The following is a 20401-nucleotide window of genomic DNA, read 5'->3' on the forward strand; positions in this document are numbered from 1 at the left end:
CGTCTCGTGTCGCGAGCACTGACCTCAGTGCAGGATATCGCCCCATATGACCGGCGTGCGCCCTGGGGGGGCGGCGGACTGCCCGCTCGGCGCCCGGCCCTGTCCTGCGGACCACAACCATGGGGCTCCGCCCCCTGGACCCCGGACGCCCTTCGGGCGTGTCCTCAAACTCCCCCAGCTACCGCTGGGAGGTGCCCCCGGACGGGCTGATTTCAGCCCCTCCGGCGTTTGAGGAGCGGGGTCCGGGGCGGAGCCCCGGTTACGGGAAGGGGTGGGTAGGGGAAGCGTCGATATGCGGCTCCGCCGCGTGGCCCGCCGCAGACGTACGCGTACCGCCGGACACTCCCTACGGCAGCAGCCCCGCCCGGCGGGCCTCGACCACCGCGTGGAGACGGGTGTGGGCCCCCAACTTCCGCATCGAGGACCGCAGATAGCTCTTGACCGTCTCCGGCCGCAACCCCAGCCGCTCCGCCGCCGCCGAATTCGTCGCCCCCGACGCCACACACGCCAGCACGTCCACCTCGCGCGGCGACAGCTCCGCCCCGCCCGGGTGCTCCCGCTCCCGGCCGCGCCCCGAGGCGGCCCTGGCCAGCCGGCCGCAGGCGGTGAGTATCTCCGCCCGCAGCTGGGGGTCGGGCACCCGGTGCGCCAGGGCCCGCAGATCGCCATGGGCCTCGCGCACCTCCTCCCACACCGCCGAATCGGCCTCCTCCGCCGGTGGGGCGCACCGCGGCTGACCCCGCAGCCGCCGCCGGCGCGCCTCCGCCAGCAGCAGCTGCGCCTCGTCCCGCGCCGCCAGCTCCCGCGCCAGTTCGTGCTCCAGCGCCCGTTCCAGTTCGCGGGCCGCCTCCACGGCCGAGCCCAGCGCACGGTCGCCGAGCACCAGCGGCTGGCGCAGCGCGCCGTACAGCACCCCGCGCACCTGCCCGCGCACCACCACCGGCACCGCGAGCATCGAGCGCAGCCCCTCCGCGCCCACCGCGGCGTCGTATTCATGGCTGATCGCCCGCGAGGTGGGGTAGTCCGCCACTGAGATCGGCCGGGACATGGTGAGGACCTTGCCGCCCAGGCCGTTGCCGGGTGTGATGGCCAGTCCCCGCAGGGAGTTGGTCGTGGTGCCGGTGAGTTCCGAGATCCGGAACTGCCGCGACCCGGAGAAGAGCCCGCCGAACGCGACGGGCAGTCCACCGCGCCGGCGCATCCGCTGGAGCGTGCTCCGCACGTCGACGGCCCTGCCCGATCCCGCCCCGTCCGATCCCGCCACGGCCACCTCCCGCATCCAGCTCCACCCCCGTCCGGGGGTAGTGAGACTCAGATCACCCGTCGCACGATGCTAGCGAGCGGTACGCCCTTCAGGAGGACAAGTGACAGCAATGCATCCGGCCCAGGACTTCCGCGCGGCACGGGACTTCCTGCTCGGCCACCGGGAGGACTACGCGGCGGCGTACGAAGGGTTCCGCTGGCCCCGCCCGGAGCGGTTCAACTGGGCGCTGGACTGGTTCGACGGGATCGCCGGGCGCGCCGGCGACCGTACCGCCCTGCACATCGTCGAGGAGGACGGCGGCGAGATCCGCCTGACCTTCGAGGAGCTGCGCCGCCGCTCCAACCGGGCCGCGAACTGGCTGCGCGAGCGGGGCGTACGGGCCGGTGACCGCATCGTGGTCATGCTCGGCAACCAGGTCGAGCTGTGGGAGACCGCGCTGGCCGCGATGAAGCTGCGCGCCGTCGTCATCCCCGCCACCCCGCTGCTCGGGCCGCTCGACCTCGCCGACCGCATCGAGCGCGGCCGGGCGCGGCATGTGATCGTGCGGGCCGGGGACACCGGCAAGTTCGCGGACGTGGCCGGGGACTACACCCGGATCGCGGTCGGCGGCGCGCCCGAGGGCTGGCTCGCCTACGAGGACGCCGGGACCGCCGCCATCACGGCGGGCGGCACGGCGGACGGGGCGACGGGCACCGCGGCGGGCGCCATGGCCGACGGTGCCACGGCCGACGGTGCCGGGGCCGACGGTGCCGGGGCCGACGAGCCCTTCACCCCCGACGGGCCGACCCTCGCCACCGACCCCCTGATGCTGTACTTCACCTCCGGCACCACCGCCCGCCCCAAGCTGGTCGAGCACACCCACATCTCCTACCCCATCGGTCATTTGTCGACGATGTACTGGATCGGGGTCAAACCGGGTGATGTCCACCTCAACATCTCCTCACCCGGATGGGCCAAGCACGCCTGGTCCAATCTCTTCGCCCCCTGGAACGCCGAGGCCACCGTCTTCGTCCACAACTACACCCGGTTCGACGCCACTCGGCTGATGGCCGAGATGGACCGCTGCGGGATCACCACCTTCTGCGCCCCGCCCACCGTCTGGCGGATGCTCATCCAGGCCGATCTCACCCAGCTGCGCACCCCGCCCCGCGAGGCCGTCGCCGCGGGCGAGCCGCTGAACCCCGAGGTCATCGAGCATGTGCGGCGCGCCTGGGGGGTGACCATCCGGGACGGCTTCGGCCAGACCGAGACCGCCGTTCAGGTGGCCAACACCCCCGGACAGCCGCTCAAGCCGGGTTCGATGGGACGGCCCACCCCCGGGTTCCGGGTCGCCCTGCTCGATCCGGTCAGCGGCCGGCCCGGTGAGGAGGGCGAGATCTGCCTCGACCTCACCGGCCCCGAGGGCCGCCCGGTCGGCCTGATGACCGGTTACGAGGGCGATGAGGAGCGCACCGCCGAGGCCACCGCGGGCGGCTACTACCGCACCGGGGACATCGGCTCGCGCGACGCCGACGGCTACATCACCTACATCGGCCGCGCCGACGACGTCTTCAAGGCGTCCGACTACAAGATCTCCCCGTTCGAGCTGGAGAGCGCGCTGCTGGAGCACGAGGCGGTCGCCGAGGCCGCCGTCGTCCCGGCCCCCGACCCGGTGCGGCTCGCCGTGCCGAAGGCGTACATCGTCCTCGCCGAGGGCTGGGAGCCCGGCCCGGACACCGCGAAAGCGCTGTTCGCGCACTCGCGGGCGGTGCTCGCGCCGTACAAGCGGATCCGCCGATTGGAGTTCGCCGACCTCCCCAAGACGGTTTCCGGGAAGATTCGCCGGATCGAGCTGCGTGAACGCACGGCACAGGGCGGCGGTATCGAGTTTCATGAGGAGATCTGATGACTGACGCTCATATGATGACCCACCCTCACGAACGTGAAGGCGTTCGTGACCGTGACACCAAGGAGCTGCCATGACCGACCTGACGTCCGACCCACCAAGCCCAGCCGGGCTCTCCTACGCCAGTGGAGTCGGTGACCTCCCGCTGCTCGGCGACACCATCGGCGCCAACCTGGCCCGCGCCGTCGAGCTGTACGGCGAGCGCGAGGCGCTCGTCGACATCCCCTCCGGCCGCCGCTGGACCTACGCCGAGTTCGGCCGGTCGGTGGAGGAGGTCGCGCTCGGGCTGATGGCCAAGGGGGTCGCCAAGGGCGACCGGGTCGGCATCTGGGCCGTCAACTGCCCCGAATGGGTGCTGTTGCAGTACGCGACCGCCCGCATCGGCGCCATCATGGTCAATATCAACCCCGCATACCGCGTCCACGAGCTGCGGTATGTGCTCCAGCAGGCGGGCATCTCGGTCCTGGTCTCCTCCACCGAGCACAAGACCAGCGACTACCGCCGGATGGTCGAGCAGGTGCGCTCGGCCTCCCCCGCCCTGCGCGATGTCATCTACATCGGCGACCGGACCTGGGACATGCTGGTGCGCGCGGGCGCCGATGTCGCGCCCGGGCGGCTGGCCGAGCGCGAGGCCCGGATCGGCTGCGACGACGCGGTCAACATCCAGTACACCTCCGGCACCACCGGCTTCCCCAAGGGCGCCACCCTCTCCCACCACAGCATCCTCAACAACGGCTTCTTCGTGGGGGAGACGGTCCGCTACACCGCCGAGGACCGGATCTGTGTGCCGGTGCCCTTCTACCACTGCTTCGGCATGGTGATGGGCAATCTCGCGGCCACCACCCACGGCGCCTGCGTGGTCATCCCCGCCCCCACCTTCGACGCCGCCGCCACCCTCTCGGCCGTCGAACGGGAGCGCTGCACCTCGCTGTACGGCGTGCCCACCATGTTCATCGCCGAGCTGGCCCTGCCGGACTTCGCCACCTTCGACCTCAGCTCGCTGCGCACCGGGATCATGGCCGGATCGCCCTGCCCGGTGGAGGTGATGCGGCGGGTGGTCAGCGAGATGCACATGGAGGAGGTGTCCATCTGCTACGGCATGACCGAGACCTCGCCCGTCTCCACCCAGACCCGGCCCGATGACGACCTCATGCGCCGCACCTCCACGGTCGGCCGGGTGCTGCCGCATGTCGAGGTCAAGATCGTCGACCCGGCGACCGGGGCGACCGTGCCCCGCGGCACCCGCGGCGAGCTGTGCACCCGGGGCTACTCGGTGATGCTCGGCTACTGGCAGGAGCCCGAGCGGACCGCCGAGGCGATCGACTCGGCGCGCTGGATGCACACCGGCGACCTCGCGGTGATGGACGCCGAGGGCTACGTCCAGATCGTGGGCCGGATCAAGGACATGATCGTCCGCGGTGGGGAGAACGTCTATCCGCGGGAGATCGAGGAGTTCCTGCACACCCACCCCAAGATCGCGGATGTGCAGGTCGTCGGCGTACCGGACGAGAAGTACGGCGAGGAGATCCTGGCCTGCGTCATCCTGCGCGAGGGCGCCAAGACCCTCACCCGCGACGAGCTCGCCCGCTTCTGCCGGGGCCGCCTCGCCCACTACAAGGTCCCCCGCTATCTGCGGCTCATGGACGCCTTCCCGATGACGGTCAGCGGCAAGGTCCGCAAGGTCGAGCTGCGTGAGGCGGCCGCCCGGGAGCTGCTGCCCGAGACCCGGTCCGAGGCCGATCCGGCCAGATCGGAAACGCGTGCCGAGCGGGCCGAGCCCCAGGCCGCGCCCAGCTGATGAGATGCGGGCCCCTCTGTCACAGCAGGGGCCCACACCCCCGTACGGGCCCACGCCCCCGCGCCGGGGAACGCCCGGCCTGTCAGCCGGTCCCCGTCACTGGATGCCGTTCGGCAGACAGGACTTCACTCCGGATCGCGCGCCGCGGCTGAAGTAGGAGACCCGCTGGGAGGCGTCGCCGTGGTCGGAGACATCGGTCCACGGGGTCCTGTCGGCGAGCGCGGTCAGGGCGTCCGCCAGTTCCTCGGTGTCGCCGTCCTCGAAGGTGAGCGTCCCGTCCTGCGCGGCGCCGAAGAGCACGGCCCCGGCCAGGCAGTCGGCCTGGAGCTCACGGGCCAGGTCCACCAACCCCGCGTCCAGCCGGTTCTGGACGGCATGGCCCCACTCATGGGCGATCACCAGATAGACCCAGGCGTCGCCGCGCGCATGACCCCAGCGCATCAGATCCATGTCCCACGCTATGTAGTCGCCGTCCGGGCAGTACACGGCGTTGTCGTCCGGGAGGGGCGCGCCGCCGCACACCGGAGTGCCGGGGGTGTCGCCGTCGTAGGCACCCGCGACCCGGGGCGGGCTGTAGCCGCCGGTGAACAGCTGGGGCCAGTGGGTCTGCCAGTAGGCGTTGGTGACGGAGACCGCCGCCTGGATGTCCTCCTCCACGCTCCCTCCACCGTCGGGGCCGGCGCTGCCGGTCGGCGGCCCGGGTGTGCTGGACGGCGGCCCGGGCGCGGGCGAGGAGCTCTCCACCGGCGGGGGCACCTCAGCGCCCCCGCATCCGGTCACCAGGAGGAGGGCCAGGGCGGCGGCGAGAGCGGCCCATGACCTCGGGAACCACGGAACAGCCATCGTTCGGCCTCCGGCCGGTCGAGCGGATGGGACGGGTGAACGGTGGAGGGCGGCCCCCCAGTCGGAGGGCGGCCCCTCAGCTGGAGGGCGGCCCCTCAAAGGAAGCGTTCCCCGGCCATGAGCACAAGGGCCGACCGGGTCAGCCGTCCGGCGGGCCCATCCGGATCAGCACGTCCGCCGGGTCGTTGACGGGCTGTGGGGTGCCGGTGAGGTCCATGATGAACAGCGGCAGGCGCAGCGCGTCGGCGCGCGCCCGCGCCTCCCGCCCATAGCCCGCGAGCGAGAAGAAGACGCTCATCGCCGACTTGTGGAGCCCGTTCAGCCACAGGCACTCGATGTCCCGCAGCCCGGTGGGGCGGGTGGTCGGATCGACCTGGGCGACCACGCCCGTCCCGTAGAGATCCACCCCGGAGACCGCTCGGTCCTCCGAGGGCCGCAGACTGCGGAAGCCGAGCCACTTCAGATACTGCGCGGCGGCGGTGACCGCGTCCCGCGCGGTACGGATCGTGACCGGCCGGAAGGCCGGGCGCCGCACCGCCGGGCCGCCGGGCCCGGCAGTCGCGCCCGGGCCGGCCGGGGGCGGCGCGGCGGCGACGGGCACGCGGACCACGGCCCCGCAGTCGCAGCCGAGCTCCGGCCGCGGCCAGTGGCCCTGGCGGCCGCAGGCCGGGCAGTCCACCGCCACCCAGAGGTTCTCCCAGGTGCGGTGGCCGAGCTCCTCCGGGCTGCCGTCGCGGAGGACGGGGAGGGTGACCGGGGCGCCGCACGCACAGGGGAAGGCGGGCGGCGTGAACGACTGCTCGCGACGGCACGCGGGACAACGCACCGGCACGTTGTCTGTCATCGGGGCGCTCCGTGGACGGAAGGCGGATGCGGTATCGGTCCATGCTCCCCGAAGCGGGCCGCCGCGGGGAGGGACTTGGGCGTTCCGTCCCCAGCGGCGGGGGCGCCGTGTTAAGGCCTGTCGTCAAAGGGGGGCGCCCAGCTCCCGGCGCCTGGCACGGCGCCCCCGGCTGCCGCTGGGAGGTGCCCGGCTGCGTTGTCGCATCGCCCAAGTACGCCCCGTACGAGGGCGACGCTCCGCCTTGCGAGGCGCCCCGGCTGCCGCTGGGAGGTGCCCCTTGCTCGCGGCCGGACGCCCCCTTTGGACGACAGACCCCAGGCGGGACGCAGTAGGTTGGCGACGTGAGATTGAGGGTTGAGTTCACCACCGAACCGTTCGACCTCGACGAGGTGCCGCCGCACGCCGTGGCGGCTCGCGAGACCGTCCAGGCCGCCCCGCTGGACGCCGTGGACGTCGGCCCCTTCGGCAATACGGCCGAGGGCGGGGCCGAGGCGGTGCTGGAGGCCGTCGACCGGCTGCTGCGCAGCTCCCTCGAGGCCGGTGCCACCCGGATCTCGCTCCAGGTCAACGTCCTCGGGGAGGCCGAGGCGTGAGCGTACCGGCCGACCACCCCTTCGCCGCCGCGGTGAAACCGCTCGTCGACGCCATGGGCGGCGAGATGATCGCACCCGACCGGGCCCGGGGCGACGATGTGGTGCTCTCCTGGGAGGGCCGTCCGGTGGTCGCCGTAAGGCTGCCGCATCTGTCGGACTCGCTCGACCGCATCCTCGCCGACCTCCAGCGCCGCCACGGCGTACCGCTCTCGGCACTCGACCGCAAGACCAAGCAGTCCGTGGTCCGCCAGCTCGAGCAGCGCGGCGCCTTCTCGGTGCGCCACGGCGTCGAGACGGTCGCCGGGGCCCTCGGGGTGAGCCGCTTCACCGTCTACAACTACCTCAACCGGGAAAAGGGCAGCGAGGCCACGTAACCCCAGGTCAACGACTCATGAGGTGGCACACGGCCCCGCAAGGAGGCCGTGTCTCTCACAATTCTTCACAGACCCAGACGACTACCCAAGGAGTCGATCGAAGGCCGTCGCTGCAACCCGCAGGTGCTGGGGATCAACGGTCACGTAAACCCGCTTGGTAAAGGCGGCGTTGGTATGCCCTGCCCAGGCGGCAAGCACCGTGTCGGGAACACCCTGTGTCGCAAGGAAGGTCAAGTAAATAGGAGTACCCGTAGAGCTGCTTGCCATCATCGACCTCGGTATAGGGGCCTTCGATGAAGGGCGGTGAAGCCGTATAGATCCACTACACAGGCGCCTCAGCATCAGATAGCCCCCACGCGCCGACTTCCTGGGCTCCTGGGGCGCTACACGCCCTTACCTGAGTCTCCCTACAAGATCACCAAGAAGGAGCAAGATCTATTTGCCACACCAGGGTCCCCGGACGCATGCTTGAAGAAGATCCAAGAAGTAAGAGTGAGACATGCCTAGTTGCGACGTATGTATGTCGCTAGTCGTGCTGGGATGTTCCCCCAGCTGCCCGGAAGCTCGGTAAGTGTGGAGCGACCGTCACACATGCGCACCACCCACACCAGAGCGGCTTTCGCGGTCACCTTGAGAAGAGCCCTCTATTAATGAGGTGGGTCAATTATGCGTGCGCAGGTCATTATCAAATACTGGGGCGACGGTGGCGAAGAGCTGAGCGCCAACACCATTCAGGGTCCAGTCGCTGACGCGTCGTTCGAGTGGTCAAAGCTTCTCGGTGTCTTGTTGTCGGCTGCCAAGGACTTCCTCTCTGGCGGGTGGTCGGCCATCGAGCCAGACTTGAAGAAGTTGTACGACCAGGTCACAGGGGATGTCGGCGACAGCAAGACATTGCCGCTCCACGTTCGGCAAGGCGGCCTTATAGACGGCCTTCCGGTTCCTGTGAGCCGAGCCTTGATCTACTTCCATGCTTGGACAGGGGATGACATCAAGCCCTCCTTCGGCAGAGTGCTGCCCCGCGAGAGCACAATCCTTGACCTTGGCGAGAGCCGGTTCACGCGAGGAGACTTTAACTACGAATATCGGTTTGAGGTTCCATTCGCGACCGTCGACGCTGACAAGTATCTGGTCAGCTTCGGTACGGGTGACAGCGGAACGTTCCAGGACGCGGCTATCGGCTACACCGTAGAACTACAGGTGGATCCGCCGAACGTGCCAGTCATGTCTATCAATGACAAATGGACACAGTTGGGCGGCGCGGCCGGTCTGCTTGGCAACCCTAGTGGTCCTGAGCAAACGACACCGGGGCCATACAGTTTTGGGCGGTGGCGGCCCTTTGAACACGCGCTCGTCTATTGGACACAAGGACGCGGCGCACATGAGGTCCACGGAGCTATACGAGACAAATACGCACAGCTGCGCTGGGAACAAGGAATCATGGGGTTCCCGATTACTGACGAGCTGACAACACCTGACAACGTGGGCCGGTTCAACCACTTCGAGCGCGGCTCCATCTACTGGACGCCAACGCTCGGAGCGCATGAAGTCCACGGAATGAACCGCTCCGTGTGGGCGTCCCTGGGTTGGGAGCGAGGGTGGCTCGGCTACCCGACGACAGACGAAATCCAGCTGCCGGACGGAAGCCGAGCAAACAACTTTGAGAACGGGTCGATCCGGTGGACAGCACAGACGGGATCGATCCCCTCGCGCCTTCGGCTACCGCTGCCCACATTCGCAGTCGTGGCTCCCTAGAGGGCTATCGCTCGAAGCAGACAGGGCACACCAGTGCACAAACATGGCCGCCGCTTCTAGGGGAGTGGCGGTCTTCGCATGCCCATTGTGCTACTGCGCTTAGTGATCCATGAGAGCAGGGTCTGACGCGCCGTGCGTCTCACACACGTCTCACAGACTGCATGTGAGCACTAGGAGCCCACGCCTCTGAGCTGGACGTTTGCCGAACGTCCTGGACTGTGTGGAACGAGAGGACGCGAGGTCGGCTCAAACTACCTCAACCGTGAGAAGGGCGGGGACTGATCATTCCTCGTCGTTACGCGGAGTTTTCAACAAACTGTTGACGTTCGGCGCGGGAGCCTCCTAGTTTGCGAGAGTGACTTCCAGTGCACCGCCGGGGCTGGCCCGGCTCAACGCGGTGGACGACCGGGACGCCGCCGCGATGCTGCGCGCGGTGTGTGCCAGCCGGGCCTGGGGCGCGGCGGTGGTGGCCGGGCGGCCGTACGCCACGGTCGGGGAACTGCTCGGCGCCGCGGACGCGGCCATGGCCGGGCTGACCGCCGCCGACCTGGCCGAGGCGATGGCCGCGCATCCGCCCATCGGACGGCCGGCCCCCGGCGACGCCGCCTCGGCGCGGGAGCAGAGCGGGGTACGGGACGCGGAGCGCGCGGAGCTGCTGGAGCTGAACCTCGCGTACCAGGAGCGCCACGGCCATGTCTTCCTGATCTGCGCCACCGGCCGCACCGGCGAGGAGATGCTGGCCGCGCTGCGCGAGCGGATCCACCACGACGCCGACACCGAGCGCGACATCGTCCGCACCGAACTGGGAAAGATCAACCGCATCCGGCTGACCCGGCTGGCGGAAACGCTGACGGAAACGCCGGCGGAAACCCGGGCGGAAACCCTGGAGGCCCCGCGGGCCCCGGCGGAAGGAGAGCGGTGATGGCGAGCGGAGCCACCTCGGTGTCCACCCACATCCTGGACACCAGCATCGGCCGCCCCGCCGTGGGCGTGGTCGTCGAGCTGTCCGTCCGCTCGGGGCCGGGCGCGGAGTGGACGGCGCACGCCGACTCGCTCACCGACGCCGACGGACGCTGCAAGGACCTGCCCGCCCTCCCCGAGGGCACCACCCACGCACGGCTGCGCTTCGAGACCGGGCCGTATCTGACCCACGCCTTCTTCCCGGAGGTCGTGGTCGCCTTCGCCGTCGAGCCGGGTGAGCACTACCACGTACCGCTGCTGCTCACCCCGTTCGGCTACTCCGTCTACCGAGGGAGCTAGCACCGATGCCCACGCTCGGCCCGAACAGTTACGGCAAAGCCGAAACCCGCGTCGTGCGGGTGGTGCGCGACGGCCCCGTGCACCACCTCAAGGACCTCAATGTCTCGGTGGCGCTCTCCGGCGCGATGGACGAGGTCCACCTCTCCGGCAGCAACGCCAACGTCCTGCCGACCGACACCACCAAGAACACCGTGTACGCCTTCGCCAAGGAGCACGGCATCGACACGGCCGAGGAGTTCGGCATCCGGCTGGCCCGCCACTTCGTCACCAGCCAGGAGCCCATCCACCGCGCCCGCGTCCGCGTCGAGGAGTACGCCTGGGAGCGGATCGGGACGGCCGGGAGCGCCGAGCACTCCTTCGTCCGCCGCGGCCAGGAGGTCCGCACCGCCCAGATCACCTTCGACGGCGAGCGCTGGGAGGTGGTCTCCGGGCTCACCGGGCTCACCGTCCTCAACACCACGGACTCCGAGTTCTGGGGCTATGTGAAGGACCGGTACACCACGCTCCCGGAGACGCGTGACCGGATCCTCGCCACCGATGTGCACGCCCGCTGGCGCTACGGCTGGAGCGAGGACACCCGGCCGATGCCGGACTGGGACCACGGCCACGCCGAGGCGCGCGGCCATCTGCTGAGCGCGTTCGCCGAGACCTACTCGCTCTCGCTCCAGCAGACGCTCTATCGGATGGGCGCGCGGGTGATCGAACACCGCCCCGAGATCGACGAGATACGCCTCTCACTGCCCAACAAGCATCACTTCCTGGTCGACCTGGAACCCTTCGGCCTCACCAACGACAACGAGGTCTACGTCGCCGCCGACCGGCCGTACGGGCTCATCGAGGCCACCGTGCTGCGCGACGGCGCCGAGCCCCGGATCCCCACCGACTGACAGATCGCCATGGATCCCCACCGACCGATACGACGGAAGGGCCACGCCCCGTGAACCGCATCGTCATCGAGAACTGCGCCGTCGCCACCGTGGACGCCCACGACACCGAGTACGCCTCCGGCCATGTCGTCGTCGCGGGCCACCGCATCGAGTCGGTGGGCGAGGGGCGCGCCCCGGAGGGTCTTGAGGGCGTCGTCCGCCGGGTGGACGGCACGGGGCACCTGGTCACGCCCGGCCTGGTCAACACCCATCACCACTTCTACCAGTGGCTCACCCGCGGCCTGGCCCAGGACAGCAACCTCTTCGACTGGCTGGTCGCGCTCTACCCTGTCTGGGCGCGGATCGACGAGCCGATGGTCCACGCGGCGGCGCGTGGCTCGCTCGCGATGATGGTGCGCGGCGGGGTCACCACCGCCATGGACCACCACTACGTCTTTCCGCGTGGCAGCGGCGATCTGCTGGGCGCCGAGATCCGCGCGGCGCGCGAGCTGGGGGTGCGGTTCACCGCCGCCCGCGGCTCCATGGACCTCGGCACCTCCGACGGCGGACTGCCGCCGGACTTCGCCGTGGAGTCCAAGGAGGACGCGCTGGCCGCCACCGAGAAGGCCATCGACACCCACCACGACCCGGCGTTCGACGCCATGCTGCGGATCGTGGTGGCGCCCTGCTCGCCCTTCTCCGTCTCCACCGAACTGCTCCGCGAGTCCGCGACGCTGGCCCGCCGCAAGGGCGTACGGCTGCACACCCACGGTTCGGAGACCGTGGAGGAGGAGAAGTTCTGTCATGAGCGGTTCGGAATGGGCCCGACCGACTACTTCGAGTCCACCGGCTGGCTGGGCGAGGACGTGTGGATGGCCCACTGCGTCCACATGAGCGACACCGACATCCAGGCGTTCGCCCGGACCGGCACCGGGGTGGCCCACTGCCCCTCGTCCAACGCCCGGCTCGCCGCCGGGATCGCCCGCGTCCCCGATCTGCTCGCCGCGGGCGTGCCGGTCGGCCTCGGCGTGGACGGCACCGCCTCCAACGAATCCGGTGAGCTCCACACCGAACTGCGCAACGCGCTGCTGATCAACCGGCTCGGCGGCCACCGCGAGAAGGCGCTGAACGTCCGCCAGGCGCTGCGGCTCGGCACCCACGGCGGTGCGCGGGTGCTCGGCCGCCAGGAGGAGATCGGCTCGCTGGAGCCGGGCAAACTGGCCGACCTGGTGCTGTGGAAGCTGGACGGCCTCGGCCACTCGTCCATCGCCGACCCCGTGGCGGCCCTCGTCCTCGGCGCCCCGGCCCCGGTGACCCTGTCCCTGGTGAACGGCGCTCCGGTGGTGGAGTCGGGCCGGCTGCTCACCGTGGACGAGGACCAGATCGCCCGGGAGGCGCGCACCGAGGCACGGCGCCTGGCCCGTCTCGCGGAAGACGACTGAACGTAACGGGAAGTCGCCCGCCACTCACGGTGCGCGGCCCTTCCGGCCGGACGGGCGACGTCAGTCCAGCAGTTCGTACGCGGGCAGCGTCAGGAACTCGGTGTAGTTCTCGTCCAGCGCGACCTTCAGCAGCAGATCGTGCGCCTGGATCCACCTGCCCGCGGCGAAGGCGTCCTCGCCGACCTCCTCGCGGATCGCCGCCAGCTCCTCGGCCGCGACCTTGCGGACACGATCGGCGGTGGCCTTCTCGCCGTCCTCGAAGACGATCCCCGCGTTGACCCACTGCCAGATCTGGGAGCGGGAGATCTCGGCGGTGGCCGCGTCCTCCATCAGGTTGAAGATCGCGACGGCGCCGAGGCCGCGCAGCCACGCCTCGATATAGCGGATGCCTACCTGCACGGCGTTGCGCAGGCCCTGGTGGGTGGGTTTCGCATCGAGCGAGGCGATGTCGATCAGCTCGGCCGCGGTGACGTGGACGTCCTCGCGCAGCCGCTCCTTCTGGTGCGGCCGGTCGCCGAGGACCGCGTCGAAGGAGGCGCGGGCCACCGGGACCAGATCGGGGTGGGCGACCCAGGAGCCGTCGAAGCCGTCGCCGGCCTCACGGTCCTTGTCGGCCTTGACCTTGTCGAACGCGACGGCGTTGACCTCGGGGTCGCGGCGCGAGGGGATGAAGGCCGCCATGCCGCCGATCGCGTGCGCGCCGCGCTTGTGGCAGGTGCGGACGAGCAGTTCGGTGTAGGCGCGCATGAACGGGGCGGTCATCGTGACCGCGTTGCGGTCCGGCAGGACGAAGCCGGGGCCGCCGTCGCGGAAGTTCTTCACGATCGAGAAGAGGTAGTCCCAGCGGCCCGCGTTGAGCCCGGAGGCGTGGTCGCGGAGCTCGTAGAGGATCTCGTCCATCTCGTACGCCGCCGTGATCGTCTCGATCAGAACGGTGGCGCGGATCGTCCCTTGTGGAATCCCGAGGTGGTCCTGCGCGAAGACGAAGACGTCGTTCCAGAGGCGGGCCTCGAGGTGGGACTCGGTCTTGGGGAGGTAGAAGTACGGCCCCTGGCCCCGGGCGAGCAGACGGCGGGCGTTGTGGAAGAAGTACAGCCCGAAGTCCACCAGGGCGCCGGGGACCGGGCGGCCGTCGGCGGCGCGCAGATGGCGCTCGTCGAGGTGCCAGCCGCGCGGCCGGGTGACGACGGTGGCCAGCGCGTCGTCGGGCCGCAGGGCGTAGCTCTTGCCCTCGGGGGAGGTGAAGTCGATCCGGCGCTCATAGGCGTCGATCAGATTCAGCTGGCCGCCGATCACATTCGCCCAGGTCGGGGCGGAGGCGTCCTCGAAGTCGGCGAGCCAGACCTTGGCACCCGAGTTGAGGGCGTTGATGGTCATCTTGCGGTCGGTGGGGCCGGTGATCTCCACCCGGCGGTCCTCGAGCGCGGGCGGGGCCGGGGCGACGCGCCAGTCCGGGTCGTCCCGGATGTGGGCGGTCTCCGGGAGGAAGTCCAGGGTGCTGGTGCGGGCGATCTCGGCGCGGCGCTCCGCACGGCGCGCGAGCAGCTCGTCCCGGCGCGGGGTGAAGCGGTGGTGGAGCTCGGCCAGGAAGGCCAGGGCCGCGTCGGTCAGCACCTCTCCCTGACGCTCCAGCGGTTCGGCGTCGACGATGGCCAGCGGGGACGGCGCTGGTGCGGACATGGGCGGTCACTCCTTGGGCGAGTCTCGGCTCGACGCTCGCGATGGCTCTGTTTTGTGGATAGTAAGTTTCTCATGGTGGAAGTTCAATGTTCTGTTGAACGCGGCCCTGCGCCGCCGGCGCCCCTCACTCCAGCAGCGTCAGGTCCTCGGGGGTGTCGATGTCGTCCGTTCGGGCGATATCCGAGCAGTCGACGAGCGTGATCGCGGACTGATGCGCCCGCAGATAGGCGCGTGCCCCCCGGTCGCCCACCGCACTCGCGGTGATATCGGCCCACCGGTCCGCGCCGAACAGCACCGGATGCCCCCGCTCCCCGCCGTACGCGGCCGCCGCCAGGGTGGACGGCGAGCGGTACGCGGCCACCACCCGCGCCACGGCCTCGGCGCCGATCCCCGGCTGGTCCACCAGCGCGACCAGCGCCGCTCCCGCGCCCGTACCGGCCAGTGAGGCGAGCCCGGCCCGCAGCGAGGAGCCCATGCCCCGCTCCCAGTCGGGGTTGTCCACCAGGACGTACCCGTCCAGCCGGGCCCGCGCCCGTACGGTCCCGGCCGCGGCGCCCAGCACGATGTGCACCGGGGCGCAGCCGCCCTCCCGCAGCGCGTGCGCGGCGTGCTCCACCAGCGGTCGCCCCCGATGCGTCAAAAGGGCCTTGGGGCGCCCGCCCAGCCGCCGGCCGCCCCCGGCCGCCAGGACGATCCCGGCGACCTGCGCGGAGTCCTCCGTTGTGCGATCCATGGGCCCTGCTTACCGCACATCAGGGCCGCGTGGGGGCTTCATCCCAGCCGGTCTGATTTTCGCTCTCCGTATAGCGCGTCGTGCACTGAGTGGCGTTAACTGATCCGCGGCCCCTTGTGTCCGAATCCACGCGAGGTGGAGGGTTGGGGCGGTCATGCGGGAGAGGGGGCAGGCTCGTGCGAGAGGGCGCGAGGGGGAGAAGGGCAGTGTTGGCCAACGATGGCGCGAGGCTCTGGGGGGAACCCGGCGCCTTGTCAGTGGAGGGCGCCGCAGTCGTGGAAGTCAGGCGAGTGGCGGGCACCGAGGACGATCCGAGGGTGGCCGAGCTGCGCCGTGCCGTGGCCCGGCTCAGGCGCGATCTGGCCGCCCACCCGGCGGAATTACCCGACCGGGCGATCGCGGACGACGAGCTGGCCGCGCTCGACGCCATGGCCCGCACCGGCGCCCCGGAGCTGCACCGGCTGCGCCGCTCGCTGCTCCTCATCGCGGGCGCCCTGGGCTCGGTCAGCGCCCTGAGCCCCGCCCTGACGGGCGTCCGCGCGGCGATCGACCAGTTCGGCGACGTGCCACAGACGGGCATAGGGAGGGACTGAGGCGGGCAGCCCGGGGTCCCGTCCGGCTCCGGGCAGCCCGGGGTCCCTCCGGCTCCGCCCGGCCCAGTCGTCCGGGCCGGGCGGGGCGGGACGTTTCCACGGGCGTCAGCCGGACTGTCGGCGCAGGACTGTTCGCGTCGCTTGCCTGAGTGCGGCGACGGTCGGCTTGTCGCGATTCTTGGGCAGCCAGGCGAGGGCCGTCCGCCACGGTTCGAGGTCGACGACATCAACGTAGGCGACGCCGACGCGTGGGTAGAGCCAGCGGGCGCTCTCCGGCGGGAGCATGATGCCCTTCCCCATGGCGATCAGCATCAGCGCGCTCTCGTAGTCGGTCACCGCGTGGGGGCTGTAGCGCACGGCGGTGCCATCAGGGCGGGGAGCGACCGACCAGAAGTCCCGCCACACCGCGGGGATGTCCGGACTCAAGCCGATGTGCTCCTGATCGGACAGGTCGGAGAGGCGCAGCGGTCCTTCGGACACCAGGGGGTTGCTGCTGGACATCGCCGCGCACCGCGCACCGTGGGCCAGGGGGAAGGTCTGGATGCCCTCGGGCACGGGGAGGAAGACGAACGACGCGTCCACATCGCCGCGGAGGATCGCCCCCGCGACGTCGAAGCCGGTCCGCAGGACCTGAACGTCCACGTCCGGTATGAGCCTGTGGAGTTCGTCCATGATGGCGGGTATGGGGTCCATGGAGGTGACGGCCTCGAAGGAGCCGATCACCATCCGTCCCGCGGCGGCCTGATGTCGTGCGGAGGTACGCAGCCGCTCGGCCGCGTCCACGACCTCACGTATCCGGGGCAGCAGAGTCCATCCGGTGTCGGTGAGTTCCACCCTGCGCGTGGTGCGGTCCACCAGCTCCGTCCCCAACTGACGCTCCAGCGCCCGGATGTGACGTGAGAACGTCGGCTGGGCCAGGTAGGCGCGCCGCGCCGCGTGGCCGAAGTGCAACTCCTCGGCCAGCAACAGGAAAAGCCGCAGCTGGCGTATGCCCGGATAGCTCGTGCCCCCTGTATCCGCCATAGCCGTCACGCTATCAATCCGGCCCGGACCCGCATGGTGGTCGCCTTCCTCGAGCGCCTCGGGCAACGGAGGATATTCACACCGCCTACCCCCGGGCGTGCGGTGATGCGCCTGCGCGCAGCCGCCGCGCGGGTTGTCATGTAACCGACAGTACGGGGAATGCAGTGACTCCTCCCGCAAGGCTCAGACGACACAGCGCGGTAGCAGTAGCGATGGTGCTGCTACCTCTCTCCGCCGCCGAATCGGCTTCCGCGGCACAGCAGCAGCCGGAGCCCCAGCCCTCCGCGGCCGCGGAGCCGACGACGCACGTACCGGAACAGGGCACTCATCCACCGGGCGAACCCGATCCGAAGTTCATCGAGGAGTGCGAGGCCGACCCGGAGGCACAAAGCCTCAAGGGCAGGGTCTACCACCGCGGCGTGTGGTGCCAGACCGCCGAGGTCGAACTGCCCACCGCACGGGGGGAGGCCACGCTGGACATCACAGCGGCCGCCTACGCCGACCCCGCCGCGCGCCGGGTGCGGGTCTTCTACCGGGTCAACGACTGGAACACGGACCTCGTGAACCTACCGTGGATCAATGGCGGCAGAACCTTGCGGATGCGCCTGAACTGCGACAACCAATGCGGCGTCATCGGAAACGACGACGCCGACAAGTCCAAGGCCCTGACGGAATGGAGGGTCCCCTCCAGAGACCTTCCCGCCCGCCAACCCAATTGGGTGAGCTGGGACATCACCTCCCCCGACACCGGGTCCGGCCCGGAGCGCATGCTCCAGCACCTGTGGCAGTTCCAGGGCACCCTCGAAGGGCAGCCGCTCCTGAGCGACGACCACGAGTTCGGCCTCCCGGAGCACAGCATCCGCTGCGACTCGGCCGGCCTGGCTCCGGGATACGGCAACTGGACGCCACGGGCCTGCATCAACGACGACGTGCTGCCCTTCATCACCTACAAGAAGAGCGACCCTTTGGTAGGGCAGGTCGCCCACCACATCGACTACGCCCTCAACAAGCCCCGCGAGACCTTCCCGAACTTCGGCTCGGCGAAGTCGATCCCCGGTAAATACACCGGCAGCAAGGACACCCCCGGCCTGCACCGCGTCGCCTATGACTCGGAAGTGGCCAATGCCAACCGACGGGTGAAGGACGCCATCCGCGACCGCCAAGGCGAGTGGAACGGCCCCGACGACCTGCCGCCCAAGGAACGGCCCGAGATGCAGGCCGACGAGTACCCCTTCGCGACAACCGAAGAAGGACTGTCCCGGGCCACCGCGGAGGACGGCATCTTCGACGCCTCCGTGGCCTGGGTCGACGGCGATCAGAACACCGTTGCCGGCAACCAGCTCCAGGAGTTCTATCGCAAGGACCGCGTCCTCTTCGGAGGCAGGGACGAATTCTGGGTCAACGTCCAGCCCTGACGCCCCCAACGCCACTCGGCACGAGGCCGGGGCCTCCCGGGCAGTGGCCCCCCGGCGCAACACCGGGGGGCCACTGCGCATCGCGGCTCGCGGAGGCCACGGCGGCGCCGACGTTGGTCGCGGGAACCTCCAGCCGCTCCACCACTCTCCGGGAAGTCGTGGTCGGTGCCTTCACCGACGGGTGGCCCGCCGCCGGCCCCCTCCGCCGTCAGGCGGAACCCGTGCTGGCCAGCGCCCCCGACAGTTCGGCCGCGACCTCCTTGAGGATCGGCACGATCCGCTCCGTGGCCTCGTCGGTCACCCGGCCAGCCGGGCCGGAGATGGAGATGGCCGCCGGGGCGGGGGAGTCGGGCACCGGGACCGCGAGGCAGCGCACGCCCATCTCCTGCTCGTTGTCGTCCACCGCGTAGCCCTGCTCGTGGACCTGCCGCAGCGCGTCCAGGAACTCGTCCGGCGAGGTGATCGTCTTCTCGGTGGCCGCGGGCATGCCGGTACGGGCCAGCAGGGCGCGCACCTCCTCGGGGGGCGTGCCCGCGAGCAGTGCCTTGCCGACGCCCGTGGTGTGGGGCAGCACCCGCCGCCCGACCTCGGTGAACATCCGCATCGAGTGGCGCGAGGGCACCTGCGCGACGTACACCACCTCATCGCCGTCCAGCAGCGCCATGTTCGCGGTCTCGCCGGTCTCCTCCACCAGCCGCGCCAGATACGGCCGCGCCCAGGTGCCCAGCAGCCGGGACGAGCTCTCGCCGAGCCGGATCAGCCGGGGCCCGAGGGCATAGCGGCGGTTGGGCTGCTGGCGGACATAGCCGCAGGCCACCAGCGTGCGCATCAACCGGTGGATGGTGGGCAGCGGCAGCCCGCTGCTGGTGGACAGCTCGCTCAGCCCGACCTCGCCCCCGGCGTCGGCCATCCGCTCCAGCAGGTCGAAGGCGCGCTCCAGGGACTGGACGCCACCGGAACCGGCGGTGGTGGCGGCGGTCTTGGACTCGGCGGACGGCACGTCGGTGTTCCTTTCACAGCGGTCGGCACCGGCCCGCACACGGTGACGATCCGCTGCCGACCGGCCACGGGCAGCCTACCGGTCCCGGCCGACGCCCACAGCGGGCTTGGAAATGCTGTCGGTGCCGGTCACGGCCGGTATGGGGGACTGGCCATGATCGGCCGATGCCGGAATACCGGGTTCCCTCGACGCGGGCGGCGGGGCTGGCTAGGTTCTCTGTATCGAAAGTCAACTTTCATCCTACGGAATCGACGTCCTGAATCACCGGACCGGAACCGCTGCGGGAGTCCCATGCGCATCCTCGTGCTGAACCCCAACACCACCGCCTCCATGACGGCCTCGATCCGGGCCATCGCGGAGGCGAGCGCGAGCCCCGGCACCGAGATCGTGGCCACCGAGCCGCTGTGGGGGCCCGAGTCGATCGAGGGCCACTTCGAGGGCTATCTCAGCGCCGCCGCCGTACTGGACCGACTGGCCACGTACGACGAGCCCTTCGACGCCCTCGTGATGGCCGGCTTCGGCGAGCCGGGCCGCGAGGGGGCGCAGGAACTCCTCGACGTACCGGTCCTCGACATCACCGAGTCCGCCGCCCAGCTGGCCATGATGCTCGGCCACGCCTACGGGGTCGTCACCACTCTCGACCGGGCCGTACCGCAGATCAGGGACCGGCTGCTCATCGCCGGGCTGGCGCAGCGCTGCGCGGCGGTGCGCGGCACCGGCCTGGGCGTGCTGGAGCTGGAGGAAGACCCGGAGCGGACCGTCGAGGCCATCGTGCGGACCGCGCGCGAGGTGGTGGAGCGGGACGGCGCCGAGGTGATCTGCCTGGGGTGCGGTGGCATGGCCGGGCTCCAGGAGCAGGTCTCGGCGGCGCTGGGCGGGATCCCGGTCGTGGACGGCGTCGCCGCCGCGGTGCGGTTCGCCGAGTCGGTGGTCGGGCTCGGTCTCTCCACCAGCAAGGTGCGCACCTTCGCCCCGCCCCGTCCCAAGGCCATCGGCGGCTGGCCTGTCAGCGCCCGGCCGTCCTGATCCCACGGGT

19 protein-coding genes are annotated in these 20401 nt (G+C 70.5%); 12 read left to right on the forward strand and 7 right to left on the reverse strand.

Annotated features, from left to right (window positions below):
- Positions 1 to 346: 346 nt before the first annotated feature.
- On the reverse strand, positions 347 to 1279 hold the full coding sequence (locus tag IEJ02_RS31755; protein ID WP_191067977.1) for a helix-turn-helix transcriptional regulator: 933 nt from the start codon (positions 1277 to 1279) through the stop codon (positions 347 to 349).
- A gap of 94 nt (positions 1280 to 1373) precedes the next feature.
- Between IEJ02_RS31755 and IEJ02_RS31760 the strand changes: the two genes are divergently transcribed.
- Positions 1374 to 3149 carry an AMP-binding protein gene (locus IEJ02_RS31760; protein ID WP_191068035.1) on the forward strand — a complete coding sequence of 592 codons (1776 nt, stop codon included), beginning with the start codon at positions 1374 to 1376 and terminating at the stop codon, positions 3147 to 3149.
- Positions 3150 to 3222: 73 nt separating this feature from the next.
- Positions 3223 to 4947: an AMP-binding protein gene (locus IEJ02_RS31765; RefSeq protein WP_191067978.1), complete on the forward strand. Its 1725-nt coding sequence runs from the start codon at positions 3223 to 3225 to the stop codon at positions 4945 to 4947.
- A 96-nt stretch (positions 4948 to 5043) separates the two neighbouring features.
- Here the strand turns inward: IEJ02_RS31765 and IEJ02_RS31770 are convergent, their stop codons facing one another.
- Complete coding sequence (locus tag IEJ02_RS31770; protein ID WP_191067979.1) at positions 5044 to 5790, reverse strand: neutral zinc metallopeptidase; 747 nt, start codon at positions 5788 to 5790, stop codon at positions 5044 to 5046.
- Between the two features lie 139 nt (positions 5791 to 5929).
- Positions 5930 to 6634 (reverse strand): hypothetical protein, encoded by a 705-nt coding sequence (locus IEJ02_RS31775; RefSeq protein WP_191067980.1) that lies wholly within the window; start codon positions 6632 to 6634, stop codon positions 5930 to 5932.
- A 341-nt stretch (positions 6635 to 6975) separates the two neighbouring features.
- On the opposite strand from IEJ02_RS31775, the gene IEJ02_RS31780 reads away from it, so the two are divergent.
- The 7 genes from IEJ02_RS31780 to IEJ02_RS31810 all read left to right on the forward strand — a co-directional run bounded on the left by IEJ02_RS31780 (position 6976) and on the right by IEJ02_RS31810 (position 12921).
- Positions 6976 to 7227 (forward strand): hypothetical protein, encoded by a 252-nt coding sequence (locus IEJ02_RS31780; protein ID WP_137979984.1) that lies wholly within the window; start codon positions 6976 to 6978, stop codon positions 7225 to 7227.
- On the forward strand, positions 7224 to 7601 hold the full coding sequence (locus tag IEJ02_RS31785) for a helix-turn-helix domain-containing protein (protein WP_191067981.1): 378 nt from the start codon (positions 7224 to 7226) through the stop codon (positions 7599 to 7601). The genes IEJ02_RS31780 and IEJ02_RS31785 overlap by 4 nt, the downstream gene beginning before the upstream one ends.
- A gap of 666 nt (positions 7602 to 8267) precedes the next feature.
- On the forward strand, positions 8268 to 9353 hold the full coding sequence (locus tag IEJ02_RS49125; RefSeq protein ID WP_223864807.1) for an LGFP repeat-containing protein: 1086 nt from the start codon (positions 8268 to 8270) through the stop codon (positions 9351 to 9353).
- A 355-nt stretch (positions 9354 to 9708) separates the two neighbouring features.
- Positions 9709 to 10275: a 2-oxo-4-hydroxy-4-carboxy-5-ureidoimidazoline decarboxylase gene (gene uraD, locus IEJ02_RS31795; RefSeq protein WP_191067982.1), complete on the forward strand. Its 567-nt coding sequence runs from the start codon at positions 9709 to 9711 to the stop codon at positions 10273 to 10275.
- Positions 10275 to 10613: a hydroxyisourate hydrolase gene (uraH, locus tag IEJ02_RS31800; protein WP_191067983.1), complete on the forward strand. Its 339-nt coding sequence runs from the start codon at positions 10275 to 10277 to the stop codon at positions 10611 to 10613. The genes uraD and uraH overlap by 1 nt, the downstream gene beginning before the upstream one ends.
- Positions 10614 to 10618: 5 nt before the next feature.
- Positions 10619 to 11500: a factor-independent urate hydroxylase gene (gene pucL, locus IEJ02_RS31805; RefSeq protein WP_191067984.1), complete on the forward strand. Its 882-nt coding sequence runs from the start codon at positions 10619 to 10621 to the stop codon at positions 11498 to 11500.
- Between the two features lie 50 nt (positions 11501 to 11550).
- Positions 11551 to 12921: an 8-oxoguanine deaminase gene (locus tag IEJ02_RS31810; protein ID WP_191067985.1), complete on the forward strand. Its 1371-nt coding sequence runs from the start codon at positions 11551 to 11553 to the stop codon at positions 12919 to 12921.
- Between the two features lie 60 nt (positions 12922 to 12981).
- Here the strand turns inward: IEJ02_RS31810 and aceB are convergent, their stop codons facing one another.
- Positions 12982 to 14601: a malate synthase A gene (gene aceB / locus IEJ02_RS31815; RefSeq protein WP_191067986.1), complete on the reverse strand. Its 1620-nt coding sequence runs from the start codon at positions 14599 to 14601 to the stop codon at positions 12982 to 12984.
- A gap of 124 nt (positions 14602 to 14725) precedes the next feature.
- Entirely contained in the window at positions 14726 to 15334 is a 609-nt protein-coding gene (locus IEJ02_RS31820) for a nucleotidyltransferase family protein (protein ID WP_191067987.1), read from the reverse strand.
- A 275-nt stretch (positions 15335 to 15609) separates the two neighbouring features.
- Here IEJ02_RS31820 and IEJ02_RS31825 point away from each other — a divergent pair, with 275 nt between their 5' ends.
- Positions 15610 to 15927 (forward strand): DUF5955 family protein, encoded by a 318-nt coding sequence (locus IEJ02_RS31825; protein WP_275561605.1) that lies wholly within the window; start codon positions 15610 to 15612, stop codon positions 15925 to 15927.
- A gap of 105 nt (positions 15928 to 16032) precedes the next feature.
- Here the strand turns inward: IEJ02_RS31825 and IEJ02_RS31830 are convergent, their stop codons facing one another.
- The gene (locus IEJ02_RS31830) at positions 16033 to 16950 is read right to left on the reverse strand and encodes a LysR family transcriptional regulator (RefSeq protein WP_191067988.1); all 918 of its coding nucleotides are present in this window, start codon (positions 16948 to 16950) and stop codon (positions 16033 to 16035) included.
- 212 nt (positions 16951 to 17162) lie between these two features.
- Between IEJ02_RS31830 and IEJ02_RS31835 the strand changes: the two genes are divergently transcribed.
- Positions 17163 to 18365 (forward strand): NucA/NucB deoxyribonuclease domain-containing protein, encoded by a 1203-nt coding sequence (locus IEJ02_RS31835; protein ID WP_191067989.1) that lies wholly within the window; start codon positions 17163 to 17165, stop codon positions 18363 to 18365.
- 208 nt (positions 18366 to 18573) lie between these two features.
- Here IEJ02_RS31835 and IEJ02_RS31840 read toward each other — a convergent pair whose 3' ends face one another.
- Positions 18574 to 19365: an IclR family transcriptional regulator gene (locus IEJ02_RS31840; protein WP_191067990.1), complete on the reverse strand. Its 792-nt coding sequence runs from the start codon at positions 19363 to 19365 to the stop codon at positions 18574 to 18576.
- Between the two features lie 291 nt (positions 19366 to 19656).
- Here IEJ02_RS31840 and IEJ02_RS31845 point away from each other — a divergent pair, with 291 nt between their 5' ends.
- Complete coding sequence (locus tag IEJ02_RS31845) at positions 19657 to 20391, forward strand: aspartate/glutamate racemase family protein (RefSeq protein WP_191067991.1); 735 nt, start codon at positions 19657 to 19659, stop codon at positions 20389 to 20391.
- Positions 20392 to 20401: the final 10 nt, after the last annotated feature.

The sequence above is a fragment of the Streptomyces sp. 5-10 genome, from assembly GCF_014712245.1.
In the GTDB taxonomy this organism is placed as follows: Bacteria; Actinomycetota; Actinomycetes; order Streptomycetales; family Streptomycetaceae; genus Streptomyces; species Streptomyces violaceusniger.

Bases quoted from the DNA above. Each gene is read 5' to 3' on its own strand.
- IEJ02_RS31760 (WP_191068035.1), top strand. From the start codon at position 1,374: ATGCATCCGGCCCAGGACTTCCGCGCGGCACGGGACTTCCTGCTCGGC.
- IEJ02_RS31775 (WP_191067980.1), bottom strand. From the start codon at position 6,634: ATGACAGACAACGTGCCGGTGCGTTGTCCCGCGTGCCGTCGCGAGCAG.
- IEJ02_RS31820 (WP_191067987.1), bottom strand. From the start codon at position 15,334: ATGGATCGCACAACGGAGGACTCCGCGCAGGTCGCCGGGATCGTCCTG.
- IEJ02_RS31755 (WP_191067977.1), bottom strand. From the start codon at position 1,279: ATGCGGGAGGTGGCCGTGGCGGGATCGGACGGGGCGGGATCGGGCAGG.
- uraH (WP_191067983.1), top strand. From the start codon at position 10,275: ATGGCGAGCGGAGCCACCTCGGTGTCCACCCACATCCTGGACACCAGC.
- IEJ02_RS31835 (WP_191067989.1), top strand. From the start codon at position 17,163: ATGGTGCTGCTACCTCTCTCCGCCGCCGAATCGGCTTCCGCGGCACAG.
- IEJ02_RS31830 (WP_191067988.1), bottom strand. From the start codon at position 16,950: ATGGCGGATACAGGGGGCACGAGCTATCCGGGCATACGCCAGCTGCGG.
- IEJ02_RS31765 (WP_191067978.1), top strand. From the start codon at position 3,223: ATGACCGACCTGACGTCCGACCCACCAAGCCCAGCCGGGCTCTCCTAC.
- IEJ02_RS49125 (WP_223864807.1), top strand. From the start codon at position 8,268: ATGCGTGCGCAGGTCATTATCAAATACTGGGGCGACGGTGGCGAAGAG.
- pucL (WP_191067984.1), top strand. From the start codon at position 10,619: ATGCCCACGCTCGGCCCGAACAGTTACGGCAAAGCCGAAACCCGCGTC.
- IEJ02_RS31845 (WP_191067991.1), top strand. From the start codon at position 19,657: ATGCGCATCCTCGTGCTGAACCCCAACACCACCGCCTCCATGACGGCC.
- IEJ02_RS31770 (WP_191067979.1), bottom strand. From the start codon at position 5,790: ATGGCTGTTCCGTGGTTCCCGAGGTCATGGGCCGCTCTCGCCGCCGCC.
- aceB (WP_191067986.1), bottom strand. From the start codon at position 14,601: ATGTCCGCACCAGCGCCGTCCCCGCTGGCCATCGTCGACGCCGAACCG.